The sequence below is a fragment of the Staphylococcus sp. FSL W8-0271 genome (assembly GCF_038006605.1).
GTDB lineage: Bacteria > Bacillota > Bacilli > Staphylococcales > Staphylococcaceae > Staphylococcus > Staphylococcus cohnii.
This window is the reverse complement of record NZ_JBBOVM010000001.1, coordinates 1,371,348-1,395,318: the sequence shown is the minus strand read 5'-3', so window position 1 is coordinate 1,395,318 and position 23,971 is coordinate 1,371,348. Positions and strand designations below refer to the sequence as shown.

Genomic DNA, 23,971 nt, shown 5'->3' with positions numbered 1-23,971 from the left:
AAAAAAGCTCTCCTAAGTGGGAGAGCTTGGGGTCTAGTAATGATGTTTCTATAAGCCATGTTTTGTACCTTTGTACTGCCAACGTGTACTAGTTACACTCGTACGCTGGTGGTAACCATCTGTCTATATACTTTAAAAGTATACCTTATTTATACGTTGAATTCCGTTAAATAAGTGCTCCTACCTAATTTGGATTGCTCACTCGAGGGGTTTACCGCGTTCCACCTTTTATATTTCTATAAAAGCTACGTCACTGTGGCACTTTCAAACTATTTTAACCATATCTAAAGACTTAGGTTATTTCGTTGCCGTCAATTTAATGCCTTGACTTATTGTTTCATCAAGCACGAACACTACAATCATCTCAGATTGTGTGAGCATGGACTTTCCTCTATATCGCTATAGCGATTACCCAAAACACCATCTTTAAGAGTATATCATTTTTCAAAGACTAGAACAAATAAAAATAAGATAAGTTTTGGAAAAACCAAAACTTATCTTTGTGTACGCAATAACAACTACGCAAACATCGTTATTTGTTATGATAGCTAGTTATATTATTTACCGAAAACAGCTTTTTCTAGGTTTGAAATTCTTTTTAGAATATCGACGTTGTTATTATTAGTAGTATTGCTTGTAGCATTACCGTTTGTTGAAAAGTTTTTATTCTCTTGTGGTCTTGAAGTAGCCACACGCAATCTCAATTCTTCTAGTTCTTTTTTTAATTTGTTATTTTCTTCGGAAAGTTTAACAACTTCATTATCTAAATCTGCCATCTTTTGATAATCTGCAATGATGTCGTCTAAGAAAGCATCTACTTCTTCCCTTCTATAACCACGTGTCATAGTTTTTTCAAAATCTTTTTCATAAATATCTTTAGCTGATAGTTTTAATGAAACATCTGACATATTTTTCCACCTCATTCGAAACTTTGTTCTTGAGACCACTGCAAATCGTTGATAAATTCCGTTAATTCATCGAACGAAACAATGTCACAAGTATAATTTGTTTTTTCCATAAAATCAACTAACATTTGTTTAAAGTATTTTGGACTAGCTTCTTGTTCTTCATCATATATCAGTAATGATTGATCCGTATGATCGAGCATAAATTGATCTGTTTGTTTAAATTGATGTGGCCCTACATATGATGTATGAAATACGCTATCTACAAAATCAGCATGTTGTACGATGTGATTATATTTTGCTTGATTTTGTTCATTCCATCTATCAGTATGACCAAAAAATGGTGTGACCACACCGAGTTTAAGTTCAGGATAGGTCTCTTTTAAATCAATTACTACTTCAGCAGTCCATAATTCTATACCCATCTGTCCTTGTATTAATACCCATTCAAGTCCTTCTTCAATCAATGATTTTAATTTATGTGCTATAAATTTTTTCAAATAAGAAACTTCAGGTGTATCATCTTTAAAGATATTAAGTTCAAATGACTTATAGCCAGTCACATAAATTGTCTTTATCATAATGTAACATCACTTCTTTGTATATAACTTAAATCGTATTGTACTGCTTTAACTTTTTCTGTGAATAATTTACGGCTAGTTCTTTTAAAATGACATTCTACTGACAATGATTCAATATTTGAAATAAGTAAATCAAATTTTTTCTTATTCATATAAGATAGTTGTAGTATTTTAGGCTCAAATGTGCTAAGTGTTTCTAACAGCTTATCTATGTAACTCGTAAACGGCACAACATCTTTGTAAAAATCATAGTCTATATCTTTCGATTTGACTGATTCATATCTATCTTGCATCATTTGGACGTCATTTAATAGCTGGGTAATTAATTGTTGCATGAAGTTTCCTCCTACACATTAAATTTACCACAAATAAATTTGATAGTCATTTGTGAAACAATCATCTAACATTTATGTCATATTCTAGGTATATTTATAGGGAATTATTGTTTAATTGAGAAAAGCACGTTAAAATAAATATTGATGTATGTACAGATACATTGCTTTATATTTCATAGTTTGGAAAAAAAGATTATTTTCATGTATAATGAAAAAAGTTTTTGAAACCAAATTAAAGTGGTGAAAAACAATGAATTATCCAAATGGGAAACCATTTTACGGAAATAAGTCTCAAGTCGGACGAACTTATAAGGATGAAAAGAGTAAAATAAACTATGGTGGCAGAGGCATGTCACTTGAAAGTGATATTGAATTATCTAACACACACTATTTGAAACTTGGACAAGCTGTTATACATAAAAAGCCCACCCCCGTTCAAATAGTTAATGTTCATTATCCTATGAGAAGTAAGGCGGTAATTAATGAGGCTTATTTCCGAACGCCTTCGACTACTGATTACAATGGTATTTACAAAGCCCACTATTTAGATTTTGAAGCGAAAGAAACTAAAAATAAAACTTCTTTTCCATTGAATAACATGCATGAACACCAAGTGGTGCATATGAATGCTTGCTATGACCAAGGAGGAATTGTTTTTTTATTAATTCGCTTTAAATTATTAGATGAAGTTTATTTGTTGCCTTATAGCAAATTTAAATATTATTGGCATCGGTACAAAAAAGAAATTAAAAAGTCGATTACGGTTGAAGAAATTAGAAAAAATGGTTACTATATTCCTTATCAGTATCAACCAAGATTGAATTACCTCAAAGCAGTTGATAAGTTGATATTAGATGAAAGTGAGGACCGCGTATGACGGAGAAAAAAAGGACTTCCGATTCAAATAAGAATGATAAGTCCGGAGAAAAAAAGAATAGGAATATAAAAAGAACGATTATTAAGATAATCGGGTTTCTCATCATAGCCTTCATTGTTCTAGCGTTAATTGGTATTTTGTTATTTGCATATTATGCTTGGAAAGCACCTGCATTTACAGAATCAAAATTACAAGATCCAATTCCTGCTAAAATATATGATAAAGATGGCGATTTGATTAAAACGATTGATAATGGGCAAAGACGTGAACATGTTGATTTAGATGAAGTACCTAAAAGCATGAAATCAGCTGTCTTAGCTACAGAAGATAATCGTTTCTATGACCATGGTGCACTTGACTATAAACGTTTGTTTGGTGCAGTGGCTAAAAACTTTACGGGTGGATTTGGTTCGCAAGGTGCATCAACATTAACTCAACAAGTAGTTAAGCGTTCGTTCTTAACGGATCAAAAATCAATAGCACGTAAAGCACAAGAAGCTTATTTATCATATAGACTCGAACAAGAATATAGTAAAGATGAAATTTTTGAGATGTATTTAAATAAAATTTACTATTCTGACAGTGTTTATGGTGTGAAAGCTGCAGCTAAATATTACTTTGATAAAGATTTGAAAGATTTAAATTTAGCTGAATCGGCATATTTAGCTGGTTTACCGCAAGTTCCAAATACTTATAATATTTATGATCATCCAAAAGAAGCAGAATCACGTAAAGATACTGTTTTATATTTAATGGAATATCATAATCGTATTACTAAGAAACAAAAAGAAGAAGCACAAAATACATCATTAGAAGATAACTTAGTAAAACGTGATTCAGAAGATCGTCAAGTGAGTGATAAAAGTTCAAATCCTGAATATGATTCTTACGTTAACTTCGTAAAATCTGAATTAATGAATAATAAAGTGTTCAAAGGTAAAGATTTAGGTGAAGTTCTTAATAGTGGTGTCAAAGTCTACACAAATATGGACAAAGATGTCCAACAAACACTACAAGATCGTGTAGATAATGGTGGTTACTATAAAAATGAAGACCAACAAGTTGGTGCTTCTATTGTAGACAGTAAATCTGGTGGTTTAGTTGCAATATCTGGCGGTAGAAATTATAAAGATATTGTTGATAGAAACTTAGCTACAGATGCTCACCCTACTGGTTCATCATTAAAACCATTCTTAGCATATGGCCCTGCCATTGAAAATATGAATTGGGCTACGAATCACGCAATTCAAGATGAAGAAGCGTATCAAGTTGATGGTGTCACTTTCAGAAACTATGATACTAAAGGTCATGGCGAAGTTAAATTGTATGACGCTTTACGTCAAAGTTTCAATATACCAGCATTAAAAGCTTGGCAATCTTCAAAAGAGAACGCTGGAAATGACGCACCAAAAGATTTCGCTAATAAAGTTGGTTTAGAATATGAAGGAGATATAGGACCTTCTGAAGTATTAGGTGGTTCATCATCAGAATTCTCACCTACACAATTAGCATCTGCATTTGCATCTATAGCAAATGGTGGCGAATATAATAATGCACATTCTATTAAAAAAGTAGAAAAAGAAGATGGAGAAACAATTAATTACGATCATACAAGTAAGAAAGCAATGAAAGATTCCACTTCTTATATGTTAGCAGAAGTACTTAAAGGTACATTTGAAGCATATGGTTCTGCATATGGCCACGGTATATCTGGTGTGAACGTTGCAGCAAAAACTGGTACAGGTACTTATGGTGACCAAACTTACCAACAATATGGCTTGCCTGATGATGCTGCAAAAGATGTATGGATGAATGGCTTCACGCCAAAATACAGCATGTCTGTGTGGATGGGCTTCAAAGAAGTTAAACAAGGCGGCGTGAATTCATTTGTTGGACATGACGAACAAGAGTATCCTCAATATTTATTCGAGGATGTAATGAGCAATATCTCACCAAGAGATGGCAAGGACTTTAGTAAACCTGACTCAGTAAATGGTGATAGTAAAGATAGCCTATCTGTTGCAGGACATCCTGATGACAACACAACAAGTAATAAGCCTCGAGGACAAGGTGGAAGCAGCAGTAGTAGTAGTAATAATAGTGGTGGTAGCAATAATAACAACAATTCATCATCAGCTAGCTCAAGCAGTAATAATGCAAATAACTCTACTGGTTTATCAAGAGCACAATAACTATTAAATTAAGTTTTGAGTATCTATTTCAATGCTCAAGAAGCGCTTAGTTATCATCATTGCTTATGAACACATAAACGCCAATTTCTATTGAAATTATATAGAAATTGGCGTTTTCTTTATTTTATAGAGTTTTTTTACTGATTTACATCTTATGGAATTGTATGAATAAGAAATTAAATATCAAGTAAAAATTTAATAAGCAAAGTGCACCAAAAGCTTTGGAAATTAAATAAAAAGAATGAGACAGAAATCTAGTTTTATTAAAACGATTTCGTCGTACATTTCGACAAGGATGACCATAATCGAAAAAAGTATAAGAGGATTATCTGAATTGTAGCTCATGCATAAATCCCACTTACTCAATAAATTGAGAAGTGGGATTTTTTAATTTCAGTTCTACTATCTATTGACCTTATGAATAAGTCTAGACGAATTAATGATGTTTCATGACGTATTGTGTTTGAAATATTGCTATATGATTGTGATGACATCACAAAATTGTTTTGTAACTCCATTTTAACGCTAAATTTTTGTGTTAATGGCCTTTATTTTTGCTACGTATTTGGTATGATGCATTCATTTTAATTAATTCTGATTTAAGTGTCTTCATTTGACTATAACCCATAAAATGATATTTACGCTCAATCATATAATGATAACGTTCTTTAAAATTCATTGGTACAACTGGATAATCGGTTAATCGCTCAAAATCAATAGTGTGAATGTGATTGATTTGTTTAAAAAACGTTTCAATCATATCAAAATATTCATCAATTAATACCTTTGCTTCTTCAGAATTTAATTTTTTTTGTTTCGAGAATAAATCTATTTGTTCTTCTAATTTTATAAAATCTTCTTTTGAAATCAATTATGTCACACTTCTTTCAAACTGGCTTTATATCTTTTTTGCCCTTCTCTACATTCATTAAATAAGGGACATATATCACATTTAGGGCTACGTGCTAAACAGTGATAGCGTCCAAAGAAAATAAGTTGATGATGCGTTTTATTCCAACGTTCTCTAGGTACTACTTTGCATAATTTATCTTCAACTTGTCTAACATTATCTTTCCACCTACAAATACCTAATCGTTTAGCTACACGTTCTACATGTGTATCTACTGCAAGCGAAGGTTCATTAAAAGCAACACTCATCACTACATTTGCTGTTTTACGCCCCACTCCAGCTAGACTTTCAAGTTCTGCATGTGTTTGAGGAATTACGCCATCAAATTTATTTAATAATGATGCACATAATTTTTGGATATTTTTAGCTTTATTTCTATATAAGCCAATAGTACGAAGATCATTTTCTAATTCTGAGATATCTACATTTAGATAATCTTCAGGTGTTTTATACTTTTTAAAAAGATTTTTAGTGAGTTTATTTACAGAAATATCTGTAGTTTGTGCTGATAATAACACTGCAATTGTTAATTCAAATGGGTTATCATGTACAAGTTCGCATTCAGCGTTTGGGAACATATTCGCAATGACGTCAATCATTTCTAAAGCTTTTTTATTACTTATCATCTTGATTCTCCTCATTTAGCCAATCAAATTTAGGCACTTTTTTTACTGTGTGTTTCATTTTAGGTTGGTTAAACTGTCGGCTTATTTTTTTGGAATCTTCAATGGTTTTCACATTATTTTTTTTCCAATTTAATAGAATTTTATCAATATATTTAAAGCTCATTTTGTTTTGACTTTCTGCCTCGTCTAAAGCTGCTTGAATCACACTTAAGTCGTGTTTATCTACATCTAACCATTGGTTTAATGTCTCAATTTCATATGGTGATAACGGTCTACCAAAAGCTTGTTCAATTTGTTGAAAAAGCTTATTGAATTCAAGTTCAGTTTGTTTTTGATCATTATTATCATTAACATGTTGCATAATATCATTTAGTTTATAATAAAACTGATCGAGATTCATATATTCAGTGAATTTGCCTTCTTCATCTTTGTTAACGTTTAATTCTAATAAATCGCGTTGAATAAGGTTTTGTATAATGGCAGTAATTTCTCTGGAATCTAGTGAAGTTCCTTTTTGTAAAGATTCAATGGATGGTTGTTTATTGGTCATTTCCGAGGCATGAATCAATTTTATCAAAATTACTAATTCACGCTCATTGATACCTAATTCATTATAGTGATCTAGTAATTCTTTGTGAATTACAACAGGTCTACTCTTTAGCATATCTATATTCAAATACACCCCTCCTTATCTTGTATAAATATTATAAAAAAGTCCAGCCATAAAATAGACTGGACGTAGCTTCGGTAGTTACTTGTATTGATAATATTATGGATATAGACGATTTAATAAACGAGGGAATGGTGCAGTTTCACGAACATGTTCTACACCTGATAACCATGCAACTGTTCTTTCAAGTCCTAATCCGAACCCGCTATGAGGTACACTGCCATAACGACGTAAATCTAAATAGTAACTATAACTTTCAGCATCTAATTCAAATTCATTGATACGTTGTTCTAATAATGCAAGGTCATTAATACGTTCAGAACCACCAATTATTTCACCATATCCTTCAGGTGCGATTAAATCTGCACACAACACAGTATCCTCATTATCAGGATTTGGTTGCATATAGAATGGTTTGATTTTTGTTGGATAATTTGTAATAAATACAGGTAAATCGTAATGATTTGCAATTGCAGTTTCATGAGGTGCACCGAAATCTTCGCCCCATTCAATGTCATCAAAACCTTGTTCTTTCAAGAATTCAACTGCATCATCATATGTGATGCGTGGGAAAGGAGTTGCAACTTTTTCTAGCTTTTCAGTATCACGTTCTAAAATATTTAATTCTAATTTGCAATTTTCAAGTACTGATTTAACAACGTGAGCTACATATTGCTCTTGAATTTCTAAGCTTTCGTTATGATTACAAAATGCTTTTTCAGCTTCTATCATCCAAAATTCAATTAAATGACGACGTGTTTTAGATTTTTCTGCACGGAATGTTGGTCCAAATGAAAATACTTTACCATGAGCCATTGCAGCTGCTTCTAAATAGAGCTGGCCACTTTGAGATAAAAAGGCATCTTGATCAAAATATTTAGTATGGAATAGTTCACTTGTGCCTTCTGGTGCACTAGCTGTTAAAATAGGTGGATCTATTTTGGTAAAACCAGTATTATTAAAGAATTCATAAGTTGCACGAATAATTTCGTTTCTTATTTTCATAACTGCATGTTGTTTTTTTGAACGTAACCAAAGGTGACGGTGATCCATTAAGAATTCTGTACCATGGTTTTTAGGTGTGATTGGATAATCATGTGCTTCTGCGATGATTTCAATAGATTTTACTTGCATTTCATAACCTAAGTCAGAACGATTATCTTCTGAGATAATGCCAGTAATATATAATGAAGTTTCTTGCGTAATATCCTTAGCTAATTGAAAAGTATCTTCGTCTACATCAGCTTTTACTACGACACCTTGCATAAAGCCAGTACCATCTCTTAACTGCAAGAATGCAATTTTACCACTTGAACGTTTATTCGTTAACCAAGCACCTATCGTTACTTCTTGGTTAATATAATGTTTTGCTTCTTTTATCGTTGTTTTCATAACCAAACTCCTAATATTTTTGTAGTCTTCTTTTATTAATCCTTATACATTTTAACAAAATCAAGATACAACTTCTAGTTGCGCGCGTTAACTTTTAATGATGTATTGTCTCTTTTTTAATTTTTTTAAGTAAGCTTGAAAATTGTTTTATATCACCCTTTTTTTGGCGATAACTTTCTAATGATTGTTCAAAGAATTGTTTGTAATTACTTTTAATTAAACGATCATCAAAGGATACGATTATGCCTTTATCTTGTTCATTTCGAATAAGTCTACCTAACCCCTGTCTGAAACGCGTAACAGCATCGGGTAATACAAAATCTTTGAATGTGGAGGTGAATTCAGATTCCATTAACCAATATTTGGTATTATTATGATTCATGAACGGTAGTTTTGTGATCATCACGCATTTGATACCATTTGATTGAAAATCAAACCCTTCAAAAAATGTTCCAGTCCCTAATAATATAGCTTTAGAAAAACTGTTGAATTGTTGAACTATTTTATAGTTTTGATTTTGTTGTTGCGTGAGTATTACATAATCTTCAAATTCAGGTAATTCATTCAAGAGTTCCTGTACCATATGCATCATCTTATAACTAGTGAAAAGAATTAAACATTTTGATTCAACGACTGTTGTATATTCTATAACATAATTAACAATAGAACTCACATAATCATCGATATTTTTATAATTATATGAAGCGATATCATTTGGTATAAATACTGTTGTCTGGTTTGAAGATACTGTATTAGTATCAAGTTCATAAGTATTAAAATCGATATCTTTATTAAACCACTGATTGAAATTTTCAAATGAATGATTAAAGGTTAATGTACCTGAAATAAATGTTAGCGCATTAAATTTATCTAATACTTGTTTTGTTAGTATTTCCTTCACATCATAATCTTTGACATTTAATTTTATTGTAGATTTTTGATTAATATTTTTAATAGACAAATAACTAATATGATTATTTTTCAAACTAGTTTCAATTGCTCTAAATTTATCATTGATATAAAGTAATTGTTTTCTTACTGTTTTAATTGTTTTATGGCTCATACCATTAAAGAATTCTAAAGTCATATTTAATTTATGAATAATGGCATGCAAATCATTCAAAATCGGCGTTACATCGAAATGATATACAAAATGAACTTTATGCACTTCATCATCATGTATTTCTGATTGTTGGATGCTATTAAACATAGTGCTAAACAATTGTTCATTTAAATCATGTATTTCATTGATATTTGTTTTAAGACCAAAAACATCGATTGGTGGTATATCTAACTTTTCAAGTATACGTTGTTGTTCTAAATAGTCGATAGCTGCAAGCAATTTTTCGTTTTCAGTTTTACCTATCAGTCCTAATTGATACTTAACATCAGAATAGCTTAACTCATTCGTAACTTGATTTAAAGCGTAGTCAGGTAATCTATGTGCTTCGTCAATAATACAATCATCAAATAATTGATAAATTGTATTATCATGTGAAGCGTGAATTAAATGCGCATGATTAGTAATACCGATTTGAATATTTTTTGCGTTGCGTTTAATAAAGTTAAAATAATTAATGTCATTACGCACTGGAACATAAGTTTCTAACTTTTGTTCGTAATACATTTTCTGACCGCCTTTTAAATCTAACTCTTGAATATCTCCAGTATGCGTTTCTGTAATCCAAATCAATAATTGCATTTTTAAAATACTTACTTCGTAATTATTAGATTCATCTTTCAAAATTTGACTGATTAATCCTAAAGAAATATAGTCTCTTTTACTTTTGATTAATGAAGCATTTATTTTAAAATTTAAAGCTGATTTTAGAGCAGGTATATCTTTTTCCAACAATTGACTTTGTAATAATTTTGTATTTGTAGAAATCATTACATGTTTCCCTGTTTGTATATTATACATTAATGATGCTAATAGATAGGAAAATGATTTGCCACTTCCTAACGGCGCTTCAATCATAGCCTTTTCACTATGCATCAATTGTTCTAATATAATTTCGGCTAAATATAATTGTTGTGGTCTATATGTTAAATTTAATTTTTCAGTAATACCTGTATATAGATCTTTTAAGGTTCCATCAAAATTTGCAGTAGGTGCCTTAAAATCTTTTTGTTTTTTATAAATAATCTGTTCAAATTGGTCGAAGTCTTCATTTAGAGGTTCATGATTATGGTTTCGAGCCATTTCAAAAAGAATATCATGTAAATCATACTTTAAATTTTTACTTAAATAATAAAGCTGCTTTAAAGTGTCTAAATGAAGCGCTTCAAATTTATTAAAAGCAAGGATCATGAGTTGTGCCGTCGTTGCAGCATCTTCATCTGCACGGTGAGCATTATTTAATGTAATTCCATGCGATTCTGCTAATTCACTTAATTGGTAACTTTTATCTGTTGGGAAAGCGACTTTAAACAACTCTAATGTATCTAATACCTTTTTAGGCTTATATTTGATATTGCAATTTTTAAACGATTTTTTGATAAAATTTAAGTCGAAAGTCACGTTATGTGCTACAAAGATGCAACCTTCAAGTTGCTTAGAGATATCGTCAGCAATTTCATGAAAATATGGTGATTGATTTAGCATTTCTTCTTCAATTGAGGTTAATGCTTGAATAAAAGGAGGAATTTCTAAATCTGTTTTCACCATAGAGTGATAGGTGCCAATTATTTTATTATCACGAACGAAAGTAATACCAATTTGAATAATTTCATCATAATCTAATTGATTACCCGTCGTTTCTAAATCAACAACAGCGTAACAAGGTTGTGTCATATTCATTCCTCCTTTTCTTATAATTTAAAGTTCTATATCTGCACTCATGAGTTTGTGTTGTATCTGTTGGTCATCTATGACGATCAAATAGCCATCTTCATCAATATCTATAGCTTTACCTTGAAATTGTTGCGCATTTTCAGTGAATTTTAGAGTTCTATTCCAAATATTTGAAGCTTCAATATATTCGTTTCGTATAGTAGAAAATGGCTGGGTTAAGAATTGGTGATAACGCTTTTCAATTTGATTTATTAATTGTTCTAAAAAATGATAACGATGTATTTTTTGGTTAGCATGTATTCTCAGGCTCGTAGCTTTTAACTGTAACTCGCCTTGAAAGTCTTCAGCCAAGTGATTCATGTTTATGCCTATACCACATATAACCGCTTCTATACCATCACTATTAGCCACCATTTCTGTCAAAAAGCCACAAGCTTTTTTTCCATCAATGTAAATATCGTTCGGCCATTTTATAGTAACGCTTTCTTTACTAAATTGTTGCATTGTATCTCTGATACCCAATGCCATAAACAAATTAAATTTCGTTATCATTTCAAATGGCACTTTTGGTCGCAGCACAATAGACATCCATAACCCTTTACCACGTGATGAATCCCACGGCCTGTTGAAACGGCCTTTTCCTTTCGTTTGTTCATCACTTAAAATTAAAAAAGTATCTGTATTGCCAACTAATTTCTGCTTAGCGAGTAACTGTGTGGAATCTATTTGCGTTATTACCTCTACATGATCAAACATTTTTTGTTCATCGATTAAAGGTTCTACAATCCCACTATACCATTTATCAGGTAGTTCAATTAAGCGATGTCCTTTATGGTTAATTGATTCAATTTCGCATCCTTCTTGCTTAAGTTGATCGATTACTTTTTTGACTGCTGTGCGAGAAATTGCAAGATGTTCAGCGATAAATTGACCAGAAATATATTCATCTTGATTTGTATATAAGATTTGAATAACGTCTTTACTGTATTTCGACATGTGATTTCACCCACCTAATGAGTTCTGATTTAATATTTTGAACATCTCCATCGATAATCGCAAGCTCAATATCTCTCAATATCGTTTTTAGCCAAGGACCGCTTTGTTTATTCACTGCCTCAAGGATAACTTTACCATTAATATCAATATCTTTTCTCGATTGAATTGGTAGTTGTTTTGATACTTCTTTTACAGACTGTGTATTTATAATGAGTGGTGAAAAAGAGGGTAAATGGTTTTTTATGTGTAAATCCATATAATTTAATATGGATTGTATATCTTGCTCCCCATAATCATAAATAAGTATTTTAAAGTCTGATTTTGATTTAATATTGGGTAATTGATTGAGTAACTTTTCTAACTTGCTTATATATTTTTTGTCATTATTACTGATTTTCAGATCATTAAGATTGCCTTTTATTGAAGGTTGCTGTACTTTCAATAACGCTACTAGTAAAGTGAAAGGAATGGCTTCATCCAAAATAAAATTATTTAGATTATAATGTTTAAAAAAAGGAATGTAATTAAATGCATTCAAACGTTGTAAGTTTTCAAAACTATTGGCTACATACTTACCAGAAGTAAGTTTCTTTAACTCAACCACGATACGTTCAATGGATAAATGTTCAATATCATTGATGTGTGATTGCATACCGTAAAAAGTTTCATTTTCTAGTGAGAATCCTAATTGTGATTGAAAACGTAACCCTCGAATGATTCTTAATGCATCCTCATTAAAACGTTCTTGTGCATTACCTACAGTTCTGATTATGCGATTTTTTATATCTTGTTGCCCATTAAAATAGTCATGAATATGAAAATCGGCGTCCATGGCTATTGCATTCATTGTAAAATCACGTCTTTTAACATCCTCATATAATTCACGCACAAAAAATACTTCGTTAGGTCTACGATGATCATCATAATCACCTTCTGCACGAAAAGTCGTTACTTCATAATGTTCCCCATTATAAACGACATTGATTGTACCATGTTCTCTACCTATAGGAATTGTCTTTTCAAAAATAGCTTCTACTTCTTCAGGTGTTGCACTCGTAGTAATATCGATATCGTGTATTGTTTTATGCATTAGATAATCTCTGACAGATCCCCCAACAAAATACGCTTGATACTGATTAGATTGTAAAGTTTTTAAAATTGGTTTTGCTTGTTCGAATAATGTTTTAGTCATGATTACCCTCTAACATTTTTTTATAATAATATTCATATTGATCAGCAATTAAATCTGAAGAAAAACGTTCAGCAACATCTTTCAACATTTGCTGCTGCATTTTTTTATAAAGCTGATCATCTTTCAACAATTGTAAGGCATACGTACTAGCTTTCTCACTATCTCCGACATCTACTAGAAAACCTGTTTGATTATGTTTAATTACTTCCTTGATGCCTCCAGCAGTTGAGCCCACTGGAAGTACACCTGATTTCATTGCTTCTAGTAATGTAAGACCAAAACTTTCCTTTTCACTTAATAATAATACTATATCTGATATTTGATAAAATTCACTTACCCAATTTTGCTTACCTAAAAATAGCACGGAATCTTCAATATTTAATTCACGTGCCTTTGTTTTCATATCCATTAATTGAGGACCATCACCTAATAAAATAAGTTTTGATGGCAATTGCTGGTGTATCTTTGCGAAAGTTTCAATAACTGTATCAATACGTTTGACGGCTCTAAAATTAGAAACGTGAATAACCACTTTTTCTTCAGGTTTTATCCCGTAACAAGCTTTTAATTTGATATCAGATTCAGTCGGTAATGAATGTTTTGTAGGAAATTCATTTTCTCTAACGAAATTATAAATTGGAATAATAGCTTTATCAGTTTCAATAATATCAGTTGTTTGTTCGGCTAGTGATTTACTTACGCTTGTTACTATATCACTACCTTCTATACCAAATTTAATCGCATTTTTTAATGAATGGTCATATCCCAATACAGTAATATCAGTGCCATGTAAAGTGGTCATTATTTTAATATCTTTACCTGACATGTGTTTTGCTAAGATACCACAAACAGCATGTGGTACCGCATAATGCATATGTAATAGATCTAAGTCATACTCATTGATTACTTCAGCGATTTTTGTACTTAAGGTGATATCATAAGGTGCATATTGGAACACAGCATATTGATTCACTTCAACTTGATGAAATGTAATATTTGGTAATGGTTTTCTAATTCTAAAAGGTATATTTGATGTTATAAAATGGATATCATGTCCTCTTTCTGCTAACTTGATACCCAATTCAGTAGCGATAATACCAGAACCACCCATAGATGGGTAACATGTAATTCCTATTTTCATAGGTGGCACATCCTTTCTTAATCAATGTCAATCTATTTTCTTTCAAAACGATTTTTATCACGTGTATTAAATTTATCCATTGTTTCATTAAAGCTTTCCGTCATGTCTATATCTAAAGAATTAGCAATACATAGTAGCACAAATAAATTATCTCCAAGTTCTGCTTTTACTGTGTTTGCTGCTTCACTATCTTTTTTCTTTTTTTCACCATAAAAGTGATTAATTTCTCTTGATAATTCGCCCACTTCTTCTGATAACCTTGCGAGATTTGCTAGAGGTGAAAAGTAGCCTGTTTTAAATTGATTTATATAGTCATCTACTTCGATTTGCATATCTTTCATTGATTTCATGATAAACGCCTCTCATTCTTACAGTTTCTTTTATAGTATAGACTAATTCTATGATTCATGCATTATTCCTGCAACCTTTATACGCTATTCATTGTTAACTGAGCATTGAATATAATGATAATATGATACACATAAAGCATATAATAATAAACCTTACAAAAAATGAACATAATGAATATTTATATTAAAAGATAATTATTGCAAGCATAAAAAAGAGGCTGGACAAATTTATTGTCTCAACCTCTTTTGCTAATATTGTCATTCTTACCACAGTAAAAGAAGAAATCAATTAGATTCCTGTTCTATGCCCATGGCCAAATTATTCACTTGATCTAGCGATTAAAATGAAACGTGCAAGTTCTGCTAATGCTACAGCAGTTGATGCAACGTATGTCATTGCAGCAGCAGATAATACTTTTTTCGCATGTCGATATTCTTTTTCATTAACAATATCTAAACTTTTGATTTGTTTCATTGCTCTACTACTGGCATCAAATTCGACTGGTAAGGTAACAATTGAGAAAAGTACTGCAAATGACATTAATGCAACGCCAATCCAAAGTGCAGTTGAACCCAATGTACTCTGTAAACTAGTTAAAACAATACCAGCAAACACTGCCATGTAACCTAAAGAACTACCAATATTTGCTAAAGGTACTAATGATGTTCTAAACCTTAAGAAGAAGTAACCCTGAGCATGCTGGATAGCATGACCTACTTCATGGGCAGCTATTGCTGTTCCAGCTACAGAAGGTCTATTGAAGTTCGCTGGTGATAAGACAAGTACCTTTTTACTAGGATCGTAGTGATCTGTTAGAAATCCTTTACCTTCGACAACATCTACATCATAAATTCCATTTGAATGGAGTATTTCAAGCGCTACTTCACGCCCTGTTTTTCCACTTGTTGATCTTACTTGAGAATACTTTTCATAGTTAGATTTAACCTTGTGTTGTGCCCATAGAGGCAGAACCATTAAGATAACAAAGTATATAATCATATAAATAAAAGACAAAAATCCTCACTCCTTTATAAACATTTTACTGTGGACGTTAATAATGGTCAAATATTTTATCTTTTTTAAATAGAGTTAAACTTAAATATAAAACTAAAGGTATGACACTTAACCAAAATGCTAAGTATGCAATTGCCCCAATGTGACTTTCAATAAAATCATAAAATGGATATTGCATGAATACATAATCGATAATGTCATTATGGAACACCCATATCATCGCTACGAAAAACGAAAACATAGTCACTTTAAATCTTGGATAAAATATAAAAGCTTCAATGGCCATAATGCCGTGGGAAAGTATCAGCATACAACCTGTAATTGTAATCATGTCATATTGGATAAATAGAATAATATTCATAATTACAGCCCATACACCATATTTGATTAATGTGACAAAAGCAAGTGCTTCAATGATTGGTATGTTTTGGTTAACAATTAACCCTAGAATAGCAATACATAAAAATAATGATGCAGTCGGACTATCAGGTACAAAAGGTATAAAATACCATGGTGTAAGACTCATTTGTGAACCATACCAAATATACCCATAAATCGTTCCCAATAAATTACATATTAATAAGAAATATAGCATCCCTTTATTATAAATGATAAGTTGCCAAAGCGAATAAATGTTCATATAGTCAATCCTTCGATAATGTATTAAGATTCCTCAACTTAAATGTATTAAGGATTTGAGATAATTGATAAAATAAAGCTTTATCTTGTAATTGTAAACTTAAGTCAATATTGTCTTGTAAATATTTGATAATAGATGATTCACTTTGTTTTGATAATGGCAAGCCATAAATGTCTTGAATATATATAGCATAATAAGGAGAATGAAGTAATTGTGTTAACAATAATTCATCTAATCTTGTATCTCTTGAACCTTCATTATTTAAATATAATTTGATATCAAAATAGATGTTTTGATTTGCGATATAGTCAAATATTTTTTCATTGTTAATATATTGTTGATTCTGCACTTTAAGTTTTATGGCGATATTGTCTGTATTCACTGCAGAAATTTCTAAAGTATTATGACTAGGAATTTGCTCATCTACAAAGTATATTTTTTGTAATAATTCAGGTGAGGATTTTATCAAATTTAATACCCATACACTAATTCGAGATTTAAATCGATATTGGAATAATACGTATTCTATAAAACTTGCTTTTACTTGTTGTAAGGTATCAGTCAATGTGCTCACCTTCCTTACTTTTTAGAATGATTGCAATCTCTCAGCTTCATCATGCCATGTTTCATTAGATGGATCTATTTCCAGTAATTGTTTTAAGATTTGTTGAGCTTGTTCTATATAACCAATTTCAACTAAATAGAAATAATAATCACTTAAAAATGCTGATTGCGTTCTCATAGTTGGATAAGCTAATTCAAAGAAATGTTGGGCTTCTTTATCTCGCTCTTCTTGGCCTAGTGCATGTGCTAAATGCCACATAAATACTGGATCTAAATCTTCTTCATCTGCATATTGTAGTAAGCCAATAATTGAATCGTAATCTTCTTCTTGTCTATAGAAATCACTTAAGATTAAAAATGGTTCCTGATAAGCATTGTCTACATCTAAGGCTTGTAGTAGTAATTGAACACCTTCATTAGCATCTCCGTGTTCGATTTGAATACTCCCTGTTGATACCATTAATTCTTTATAAAATTGACTCAATCGCAGCCCTTCTTTACCAATTTCAATGGCATCCGCGTGATTGTGCTCGTTTTCATACAATTGTTGTAGATAAAAATAGCCTTGTAGGAAATCTGGATCTTTTGATAATAGCGTTTGTACTAATTTGATCGCTTCTTGTGTTAAATCATTTTTTTCATAAGCAATCGCTTTTTTGAAGTAACTTTCTGAATCCATTTCATCATCACTGATTTCATCAAACATCGTAATTGCATCGCTATAATTTCCACTTTGCAAGCTACAATCAGCTAAACGTGAGAATAAATTAACATTATTGATCTGATATTCTCCCGTTTCTAGTACCGTTTCATATTCCGAAGTAGCGCGTAAATATTGTCCATCAAAATAAAGTAATTCTGCCAATGCGAAATGGATGATTGGGTCGTTCGGTTCAATATCAATAGCTTCTACTAATTTATCAATAGCTACTTCTAGCATATTTAATTGTTGGTACAAATCTGCTTCTAACATCAAACGTTCCGTAGAAAGTTCAACAGTACTTAAATATTCTAATGCTTCATCCGTTTGATCTTCCGCAATCAGCCCTTCAATAAAATAAATTAACAGTTCACTTTCATCTGGATATTTATGATAAAGTGTACGAAACACCTCAAGGCCTTGCGGCATTAATCCATAATTATATAGTGTTTCACCAAGTATAAAGAGTGCATCATCTTTTGGAGAACTTAACGCGTCATTTACACGTGTATCTAAGTTGTCTAGTTTTTGTAAGTTGATATCATCTATAAGTTTATAGATATCTTCCATACTTTATCCCTCTTTTTCTAATTGTTTAAATTTAGCTAAGAAACCTGGGAAGGAAACATTGACTGCATCAAATTGATCAATCGTTAATGTATCATCGGTTAATAAAGAAGTTACAGCAAGCATCATTCCAATACGGTGATCAGTAAAACTATCCACTGTGGCAGTTTGTTCCAATCTTGATGGATGTATAATCATACCATCACTTGTTGGTTGCAATGTAAAGCCTAATAAATTCAACATGTTTGCTGTAGTATCAATACGATTTGTTTCTTTGACCTTTAATTCTTCCGCTTCTTTTATAATACTTGTGCCATTTGCTTGAGTACAAAGTAAGGCAATAACTGGTAATTCATCAATTGCTCTAGGTACTAAATCACCTTCGATATGAATAGGTTTCATGTTTGGCGTATACTGTATACGTATTGAAGCGGTAGGTTCTGAACCATTAGTTTGATTGAATAAAGTTATATTTCCACCCATTTGTGTCACGATATCAATAATACCTGAACGTGTTGGATTTATGCCAACATTGTGAATTGTAATATCACTGCCTGGTGTTATCAAGCCAGCAACAATGAAATATGCAGCTGAAGAAATATCACCAGGTACATGAAAATCAGTGGCAGTAATATGTTCGATACTATTTGCTGGTAATTCAATCGTTTTATCATTGGTAGTGATTGGAATTTGATAATGTTCAAACATCGTTTCTGTATGATCACGCGTAATACCGATTTCAGAAATAGTCGTTTGTTCGTTTGCAAATAAGCTTGCAAATAATATTGCGCTTTTAACTTGAGCACTTGCGACTTCCATTTGGTATGCTATGCCTTTAATTTGAGCAGGTTTGATTATTAAAGGTGTATAATTATTATTCACACCTGAAATATCTGCATTCATTAAGGTTAAGGGTTTCATAATTCGATCCATAGGCCTTTTTCCAATTGAAGCATCACCTGATAGCACTGTTTCAATACCAAGACCACACAATAATCCAGCAACTAGGCGTGTAGTTGTTCCGGAATTACCAGTATAGAGTACTTGATGTGGTGTTTGGAAAAATTTATATCCAGGTGAATTAATTTCTATTTTATCTTCTAATATATCTATTTCCACACCAAGCAGACGGAAAATTTCAACTGTACGAATACAATCTTCACCAAGTAATGGTTTATATATCGTTGATTTGCCAGATGCTAATGAGCTAAGAATAATAGCTCTATGTGTCATTGATTTATCTCCAGGAACTTCTATATCTCCAATCAGAGGACCTTTTATATCAATTGTTTTACTAATAACCAAATATGCCACCTACTTTTTAATATATGTTTGTAATGCATTAAAACTCTCTAATAATATGGATTTATCAACATGTTTAACCACAGGGTTACCTAATCCTTCTAATAAAACCATCTGCACCCCTTGTTGATCATTCTTCTTATCTCTTAACATCAACTCATAAAGTGGATCAAAATCGAAGGTATTGATAATATTTAATGGATACTCTAGAGAATTTAAATAACTGATGTAATGTGAAATATTAAAATTTTGATTTAAAATATGATTTGACACAATAAATTGGAAGAGGATGCCAATCATTACTGCATGACCATGTGGTATTTTAAATTTATATTCAACGGCGTGACCAAAAGTATGTCCTAAGTTTAAAAATTTACGAACGTTTGATTCTTTTTCATCTTTTACAATGATATTTAACTTAGTCTCTATGCCCTTAAAAAGATAATATTCAATTTCATCTAATGAGGCTAACGTAGCTTTATTATAAAAATGCGCTTCAATATCCCGTACTGCGTTCGCACTATTTAATAATGCGTGTTTATATACTTCAGCATAACCACTCAATACTTCTGTATAAGGGAGTGTCGAAAGAAAATTCAAATCATAGATAACCGCATTTGGTCTATAAAATGCACCAATCAAATTCTTACCGTGTTTCGAATTGATGCCCACTTTACCACCAACACTAGAATCGTGTGCTAATATCGTCGTAGGTACCTGAATAAAATCAACGCCTCTCAATAAGGTAGAAGCTATAAATCCAGCGAAATCACCTGTAGCTCCCCCTCCTACTGCAATGATACACGTATTTCTGGTCAAATTTTTATTCAATAATGTTTCAATACTTTCGGCATAATAAGCTAGAGATTTTGTGGTTTCACCTGATGGAACCATCAGCTTGTGTGCATCGTATTCAGATGTAATAAATTCTAATGTGTCATCCCATTTGTTTGCGATTTCGCTATCAACAACAAGTACAATATCTTTATAATTTTCAATATAATGACGTAGATCCTTTAATGCGTTATGTTCTATGATGATGGGATAATTATTTGTCTCATACGTAGTTTGTAATTTCATAGATATCACCTGGCTAATTTTAAAATTTTAATAAAACTTAGTATTCTATATTTAACAAGCGACGTTCTTCAATTTGTGATTTTAATTGATCAATATGATTACATTGGAATTCTTCTAATAGTGCTTTTGCAAGTTCAAATGCAACAACATTTTCTACTACAACACTTGCAGCTGGAACAGCACAACTATCAGAACGTTCAACAGAAGCTTTAAATGATTCTTTAGTGTTAATATCTACTGAATTTAGAGGTTTATATAGTGTTGGAATTGGTTTCATAACGCCATTGACGACAATAGGCATACCATTAGACATACCACCTTCAAATCCACCTAAATGATTTGATCCTCTGTAATAACCATTGGTTGTATCATATAGTATTTCGTCTTGTATTTCACTACCAGGTTTTTCAGCCGCTTTAAATCCTTCTCCAAAACTCACACCTTTAAAGGCATTGATACTTACGACACCTTGAGCAATTCTACCATCTAATTTACGATCATAATGGACATAACTGCCGATACCAATTGGCACACCTTCAATAACAGTTTGCACAACACCACCAATAGTATCTCCTGCCTTTTTAGCATCATCAATTTTATCTCTCATTTGTTGAGCGATATCATCATTAATAACACGGACATCATTTTTATCAATATTAGATTTAATCGTTTCAAGATCATACTCTAAATCATCTTTAATACCACCAATTTCCATTACTCGACTATAAAAATGAATATCGAGTTGCTTAAGTAATATTTTAGATACAGCGCCAACAGCTACTCGGGCAGCAGTTTCTCTAGCAGAAGAACGTTCTAAAACATTTCTTAAGTCTCTATGATTATATTTCATACCACCGATTAAATCTGCATGTCCAGGACGTGGTTTTGTAATCACACGTTTCATGTTTTCTTGATCTTCATCGCTAATAGGGTCAGCCCCCATTATTTTTCTCCAATGTTTAAAATCATCATTTGTGACAATAAGCGTGATTGGACTCCCAAGTGTATAACCATTTCGCACACCTGATACAATTTCAACACTATCTTTTTCAATTTGCATGCGTCTACCTCTACCATAACCACCTTGACGCTTAAACATTTCTTCATTTATATCTGCAACATTAATTTCTAAATTTGCTGGTACACCTTCAATAATTACTGTTAGCTGTGGACCATGTGATTCTCCTGAAGTTAAATATCTCATTATTTACCCACTCCGTTCTTTAGTACTTTAAATGATTATATGTTCCTTATCTTATCATATTCATTTGTTCAAATTAACAGAAAAATTTCAAATAACTAAACTTTATAAGATTTACCTACATTCAACTATAACATCTGGATCAATTTTAGTAGTAACTTAAGATATTAAACGACTTCACTAAAGAATGCAATTGCAACTATTATCCATAGAAAAAACACTTTCGCATCAATTCATATTATTATGAATACAACGAAAGTGTTTTGATTTTAATCACACGACCAAGTACCGTGTTTTAAGTATCAGTTTTTTATCTATATTGTTGAAAGTATTAAAAGTTAATAACGAATGTCATTTTATTCGCATTAGTTTGTTTAATTCAAAGACAATTATTCATATAACCAAGCTTCACGTGATTCTGTGAAATCACTTAATTCTTCTGCGTTAAACCAAAGCTTGATTTCTTTATTAGCAGATTCTACTGAATCTGAACCGTGAATAATGTTTCTGCCTACAGTCAAACCAAAGTCTCCTCTAATTGTACCAGGTGTAGCTTCTGATGGATTTGTTGCTCCAATAATGTGACGTGCAATATGTACAGCATCTTCACCTTCGACAACCATTGCAAATACTGGTGCAGATGTAATAAAATCAATTAAATTACCATAGAATGGTTTGTCTGTATGTTCGGCATAATGTTCTTCTGCAAGCGATTTTGGTACCGTCATTAGTTTAGCGCCTACAAGTTTTAGTCCTTTACGTTCGATACGTGAAACGATTTCACCTATCAAGTTACGTTGAACCGCGTCCGGTTTAATCATTAAAAATGTTCTTTCCATTGTGTGTTTATCCCCCTGTTAATGATGTAAGTTTTATAAAAATATAAAACAAAATATTATAATGTCTTAAAGCACATTATAATATTAACAGTTAATTTAAGCGCTTTCAATGCTTTTCACACAATTATCCGTTTCTTTTTCCTACTTTTTTAATTATTTTTTTAAATATAGGTTTTGCTTCATCTCTTTCTAGCTGATCAATAAGATGTAAGGCTTTATCTAAATATCTATCACTGATTGCTTGCGATTGGTTTATGACATCAGAATGTTTAATTGTTTGAATACATTCATCAAATAATGATTGATCACTGTTAGGACTAAGTTGTTCGATTTTTGATTTGAACTCAGGATTTTTACGCATTTCTAACAATACTGGTAAAGTTAAGTGGCCATTCATTAAATCACTGCCTACAGGTTTTCCTAATTTTTTTTCAGAACTAGTAAAATCTAGAATATCATCTACGATTTGAAAACTCATCCCAATATAATGTCCAATCATTTTTAAATTACGAACTGTTTTAGTATCGGCGTGTGAAGCAATTGCACCAACTTCTGTTGATAATTGTATGAGCAAGGCTGTTTTGCGATTGATTCTTCTTAAATAATTTGTAATTGTTTGGTTTGCATTAAATTGATCTTGAAATTGGTACAATTCACCCATACATACTTCAACAATAGCACTTGATATCACTTTATGTACTCGATTATCTTCTATATTTGAAATATATTCTAAACCGACTGCTAATAGAAAATTACCAGTAAGAATCGCAGTATCTTGATCCCACTTTTTAGCAATAGTTAAGCTACCTCGACGTTTATCACTTTTATCAATGACATCATCATGTACTAAAGTAGCCATATGTATTAATTCAAGTGCAACAGCTACACGATATACGTCTTCATTCATTTCTTCACCAAACTGACTACTTAATATTACAAAGGCAGGTCTTACACGTTTACCACCTGATGAAAATAAATGATAAGAAGCATCTTCTAAGATTTGGTCTTTACTTATTAATGCTTCCTCTAATCGTTTTTCAATTATTTTAATTTCATTATTCATATTTAACTTTGACACAGTCATCACCTTTGGTTGTTTCAT

The 23,971-nt window shown here is 31.6% G+C and carries 23 protein-coding genes and 1 other RNA gene; 2 read left to right on the top strand and 22 right to left on the bottom strand.

Annotated features, from left to right (window positions below):
* Positions 1-46: 46 nt before the first annotated feature.
* From rnpB to NST87_RS06915, 4 genes are all read right to left on the bottom strand, one after another.
* An RNA gene (gene rnpB, locus NST87_RS06930) (RNase P RNA component class B) lies at positions 47-420 on the bottom strand.
* Positions 421-557: 137 nt separating this feature from the next.
* Positions 558-908 (bottom strand): cell division regulator GpsB, encoded by a 351-nt coding sequence (gene gpsB, locus NST87_RS06925; RefSeq protein ID WP_019468939.1) that lies wholly within the window; start codon positions 906-908, stop codon positions 558-560.
* 11 nt (positions 909-919) lie between these two features.
* On the bottom strand, positions 920-1,486 hold the full coding sequence (locus NST87_RS06920) for a DUF1273 domain-containing protein (protein WP_019468938.1): 567 nt from the start codon (positions 1,484-1,486) through the stop codon (positions 920-922).
* Positions 1,483-1,821 carry a DUF1798 family protein gene (locus tag NST87_RS06915; protein WP_019468937.1) on the bottom strand — a complete coding sequence of 113 codons (339 nt, stop codon included), beginning with the start codon at positions 1,819-1,821 and terminating at the stop codon, positions 1,483-1,485. The genes NST87_RS06920 and NST87_RS06915 overlap by 4 nt, the downstream gene beginning before the upstream one ends.
* A 250-nt stretch (positions 1,822-2,071) precedes the next feature.
* Here NST87_RS06915 and recU point away from each other — a divergent pair, with 250 nt between their 5' ends.
* Positions 2,072-2,698: a Holliday junction resolvase RecU gene (gene recU, locus NST87_RS06910; protein ID WP_019468936.1), complete on the top strand. Its 627-nt coding sequence runs from the start codon at positions 2,072-2,074 to the stop codon at positions 2,696-2,698.
* A complete protein-coding gene (locus NST87_RS06905) occupies positions 2,695-4,890 on the top strand; it encodes a transglycosylase domain-containing protein (RefSeq protein ID WP_040029877.1) in 2,196 nt (731 codons plus the stop codon). The genes recU and NST87_RS06905 overlap by 4 nt, the downstream gene beginning before the upstream one ends.
* A gap of 538 nt (positions 4,891-5,428) precedes the next feature.
* Here the strand turns inward: NST87_RS06905 and NST87_RS06900 are convergent.
* From NST87_RS06900 to NST87_RS06815, 18 genes are all read right to left on the bottom strand, one after another.
* The gene (locus NST87_RS06900) at positions 5,429-5,761 is read right to left on the bottom strand and encodes a YpoC family protein (RefSeq protein WP_019468934.1); all 333 of its coding nucleotides are present in this window, start codon (positions 5,759-5,761) and stop codon (positions 5,429-5,431) included.
* Positions 5,762-5,766: 5 nt separating this feature from the next.
* Complete coding sequence (gene nth / locus NST87_RS06895; RefSeq protein ID WP_019468933.1) at positions 5,767-6,426, bottom strand: endonuclease III; 660 nt, start codon at positions 6,424-6,426, stop codon at positions 5,767-5,769.
* Positions 6,416-7,090 (bottom strand): DnaD domain-containing protein, encoded by a 675-nt coding sequence (locus NST87_RS06890; RefSeq protein ID WP_390325498.1) that lies wholly within the window; start codon positions 7,088-7,090, stop codon positions 6,416-6,418. Before NST87_RS06890 ends, nth begins: the two co-directional genes overlap by 11 nt.
* Before the next feature lie 105 nt (positions 7,091-7,195).
* Positions 7,196-8,488: an asparagine--tRNA ligase gene (gene asnS, locus NST87_RS06885; protein ID WP_040029878.1), complete on the bottom strand. Its 1,293-nt coding sequence runs from the start codon at positions 8,486-8,488 to the stop codon at positions 7,196-7,198.
* A 94-nt stretch (positions 8,489-8,582) separates the two neighbouring features.
* Positions 8,583-11,282, bottom strand: coding sequence for a helicase C-terminal domain-containing protein (locus NST87_RS06880; protein ID WP_040029879.1), 2,700 nt, complete (start codon positions 11,280-11,282; stop codon positions 8,583-8,585).
* A gap of 24 nt (positions 11,283-11,306) precedes the next feature.
* On the bottom strand, positions 11,307-12,278 hold the full coding sequence (locus tag NST87_RS06875) for a biotin--[acetyl-CoA-carboxylase] ligase (RefSeq protein ID WP_019468929.1): 972 nt from the start codon (positions 12,276-12,278) through the stop codon (positions 11,307-11,309).
* The gene (locus NST87_RS06870) at positions 12,262-13,470 is read right to left on the bottom strand and encodes a CCA tRNA nucleotidyltransferase (RefSeq protein WP_040029880.1); all 1,209 of its coding nucleotides are present in this window, start codon (positions 13,468-13,470) and stop codon (positions 12,262-12,264) included. Before NST87_RS06870 ends, NST87_RS06875 begins: the two co-directional genes overlap by 17 nt.
* A complete protein-coding gene (gene bshA / locus NST87_RS06865) occupies positions 13,463-14,611 on the bottom strand; it encodes an N-acetyl-alpha-D-glucosaminyl L-malate synthase BshA (RefSeq protein WP_019468927.1) in 1,149 nt (382 codons plus the stop codon). The genes NST87_RS06870 and bshA overlap by 8 nt, the downstream gene beginning before the upstream one ends.
* Positions 14,612-14,643: 32 nt before the next feature.
* Positions 14,644-14,961 (bottom strand): nucleotide pyrophosphohydrolase, encoded by a 318-nt coding sequence (locus NST87_RS06860; RefSeq protein ID WP_019468926.1) that lies wholly within the window; start codon positions 14,959-14,961, stop codon positions 14,644-14,646.
* A gap of 319 nt (positions 14,962-15,280) precedes the next feature.
* Complete coding sequence (locus NST87_RS06855) at positions 15,281-15,976, bottom strand: zinc metallopeptidase (protein WP_019468925.1); 696 nt, start codon at positions 15,974-15,976, stop codon at positions 15,281-15,283.
* A gap of 37 nt (positions 15,977-16,013) precedes the next feature.
* Complete coding sequence (locus NST87_RS06850; protein WP_019468924.1) at positions 16,014-16,616, bottom strand: DUF1405 domain-containing protein; 603 nt, start codon at positions 16,614-16,616, stop codon at positions 16,014-16,016.
* Between the two features lie 4 nt (positions 16,617-16,620).
* A complete protein-coding gene (locus NST87_RS06845; protein WP_019468923.1) occupies positions 16,621-17,181 on the bottom strand; it encodes a YpiB family protein in 561 nt (186 codons plus the stop codon).
* Positions 17,182-17,202: 21 nt separating this feature from the next.
* The gene (locus NST87_RS06840) at positions 17,203-18,450 is read right to left on the bottom strand and encodes a tetratricopeptide repeat protein (RefSeq protein ID WP_071560129.1); all 1,248 of its coding nucleotides are present in this window, start codon (positions 18,448-18,450) and stop codon (positions 17,203-17,205) included.
* Between the two features lie 3 nt (positions 18,451-18,453).
* Positions 18,454-19,752, bottom strand: a complete 1,299-nt coding sequence (gene aroA, locus NST87_RS06835; RefSeq protein WP_040029881.1) for a 3-phosphoshikimate 1-carboxyvinyltransferase — start codon at positions 19,750-19,752, stop codon at positions 18,454-18,456.
* Between the two features lie 9 nt (positions 19,753-19,761).
* Positions 19,762-20,829 (bottom strand): 3-dehydroquinate synthase, encoded by a 1,068-nt coding sequence (aroB, locus tag NST87_RS06830; protein ID WP_135879122.1) that lies wholly within the window; start codon positions 20,827-20,829, stop codon positions 19,762-19,764.
* Between the two features lie 37 nt (positions 20,830-20,866).
* Complete coding sequence (gene aroC / locus NST87_RS06825; protein ID WP_019468919.1) at positions 20,867-22,033, bottom strand: chorismate synthase; 1,167 nt, start codon at positions 22,031-22,033, stop codon at positions 20,867-20,869.
* A 386-nt stretch (positions 22,034-22,419) separates the two neighbouring features.
* The gene (gene ndk, locus NST87_RS06820; RefSeq protein WP_019468918.1) at positions 22,420-22,869 is read right to left on the bottom strand and encodes a nucleoside-diphosphate kinase; all 450 of its coding nucleotides are present in this window, start codon (positions 22,867-22,869) and stop codon (positions 22,420-22,422) included.
* 124 nt (positions 22,870-22,993) lie between these two features.
* Positions 22,994-23,947 carry a polyprenyl synthetase family protein gene (locus NST87_RS06815; RefSeq protein WP_071560144.1) on the bottom strand — a complete coding sequence of 318 codons (954 nt, stop codon included), beginning with the start codon at positions 23,945-23,947 and terminating at the stop codon, positions 22,994-22,996.
* Between the last annotated feature and the right edge of the window lie 24 nt (positions 23,948-23,971).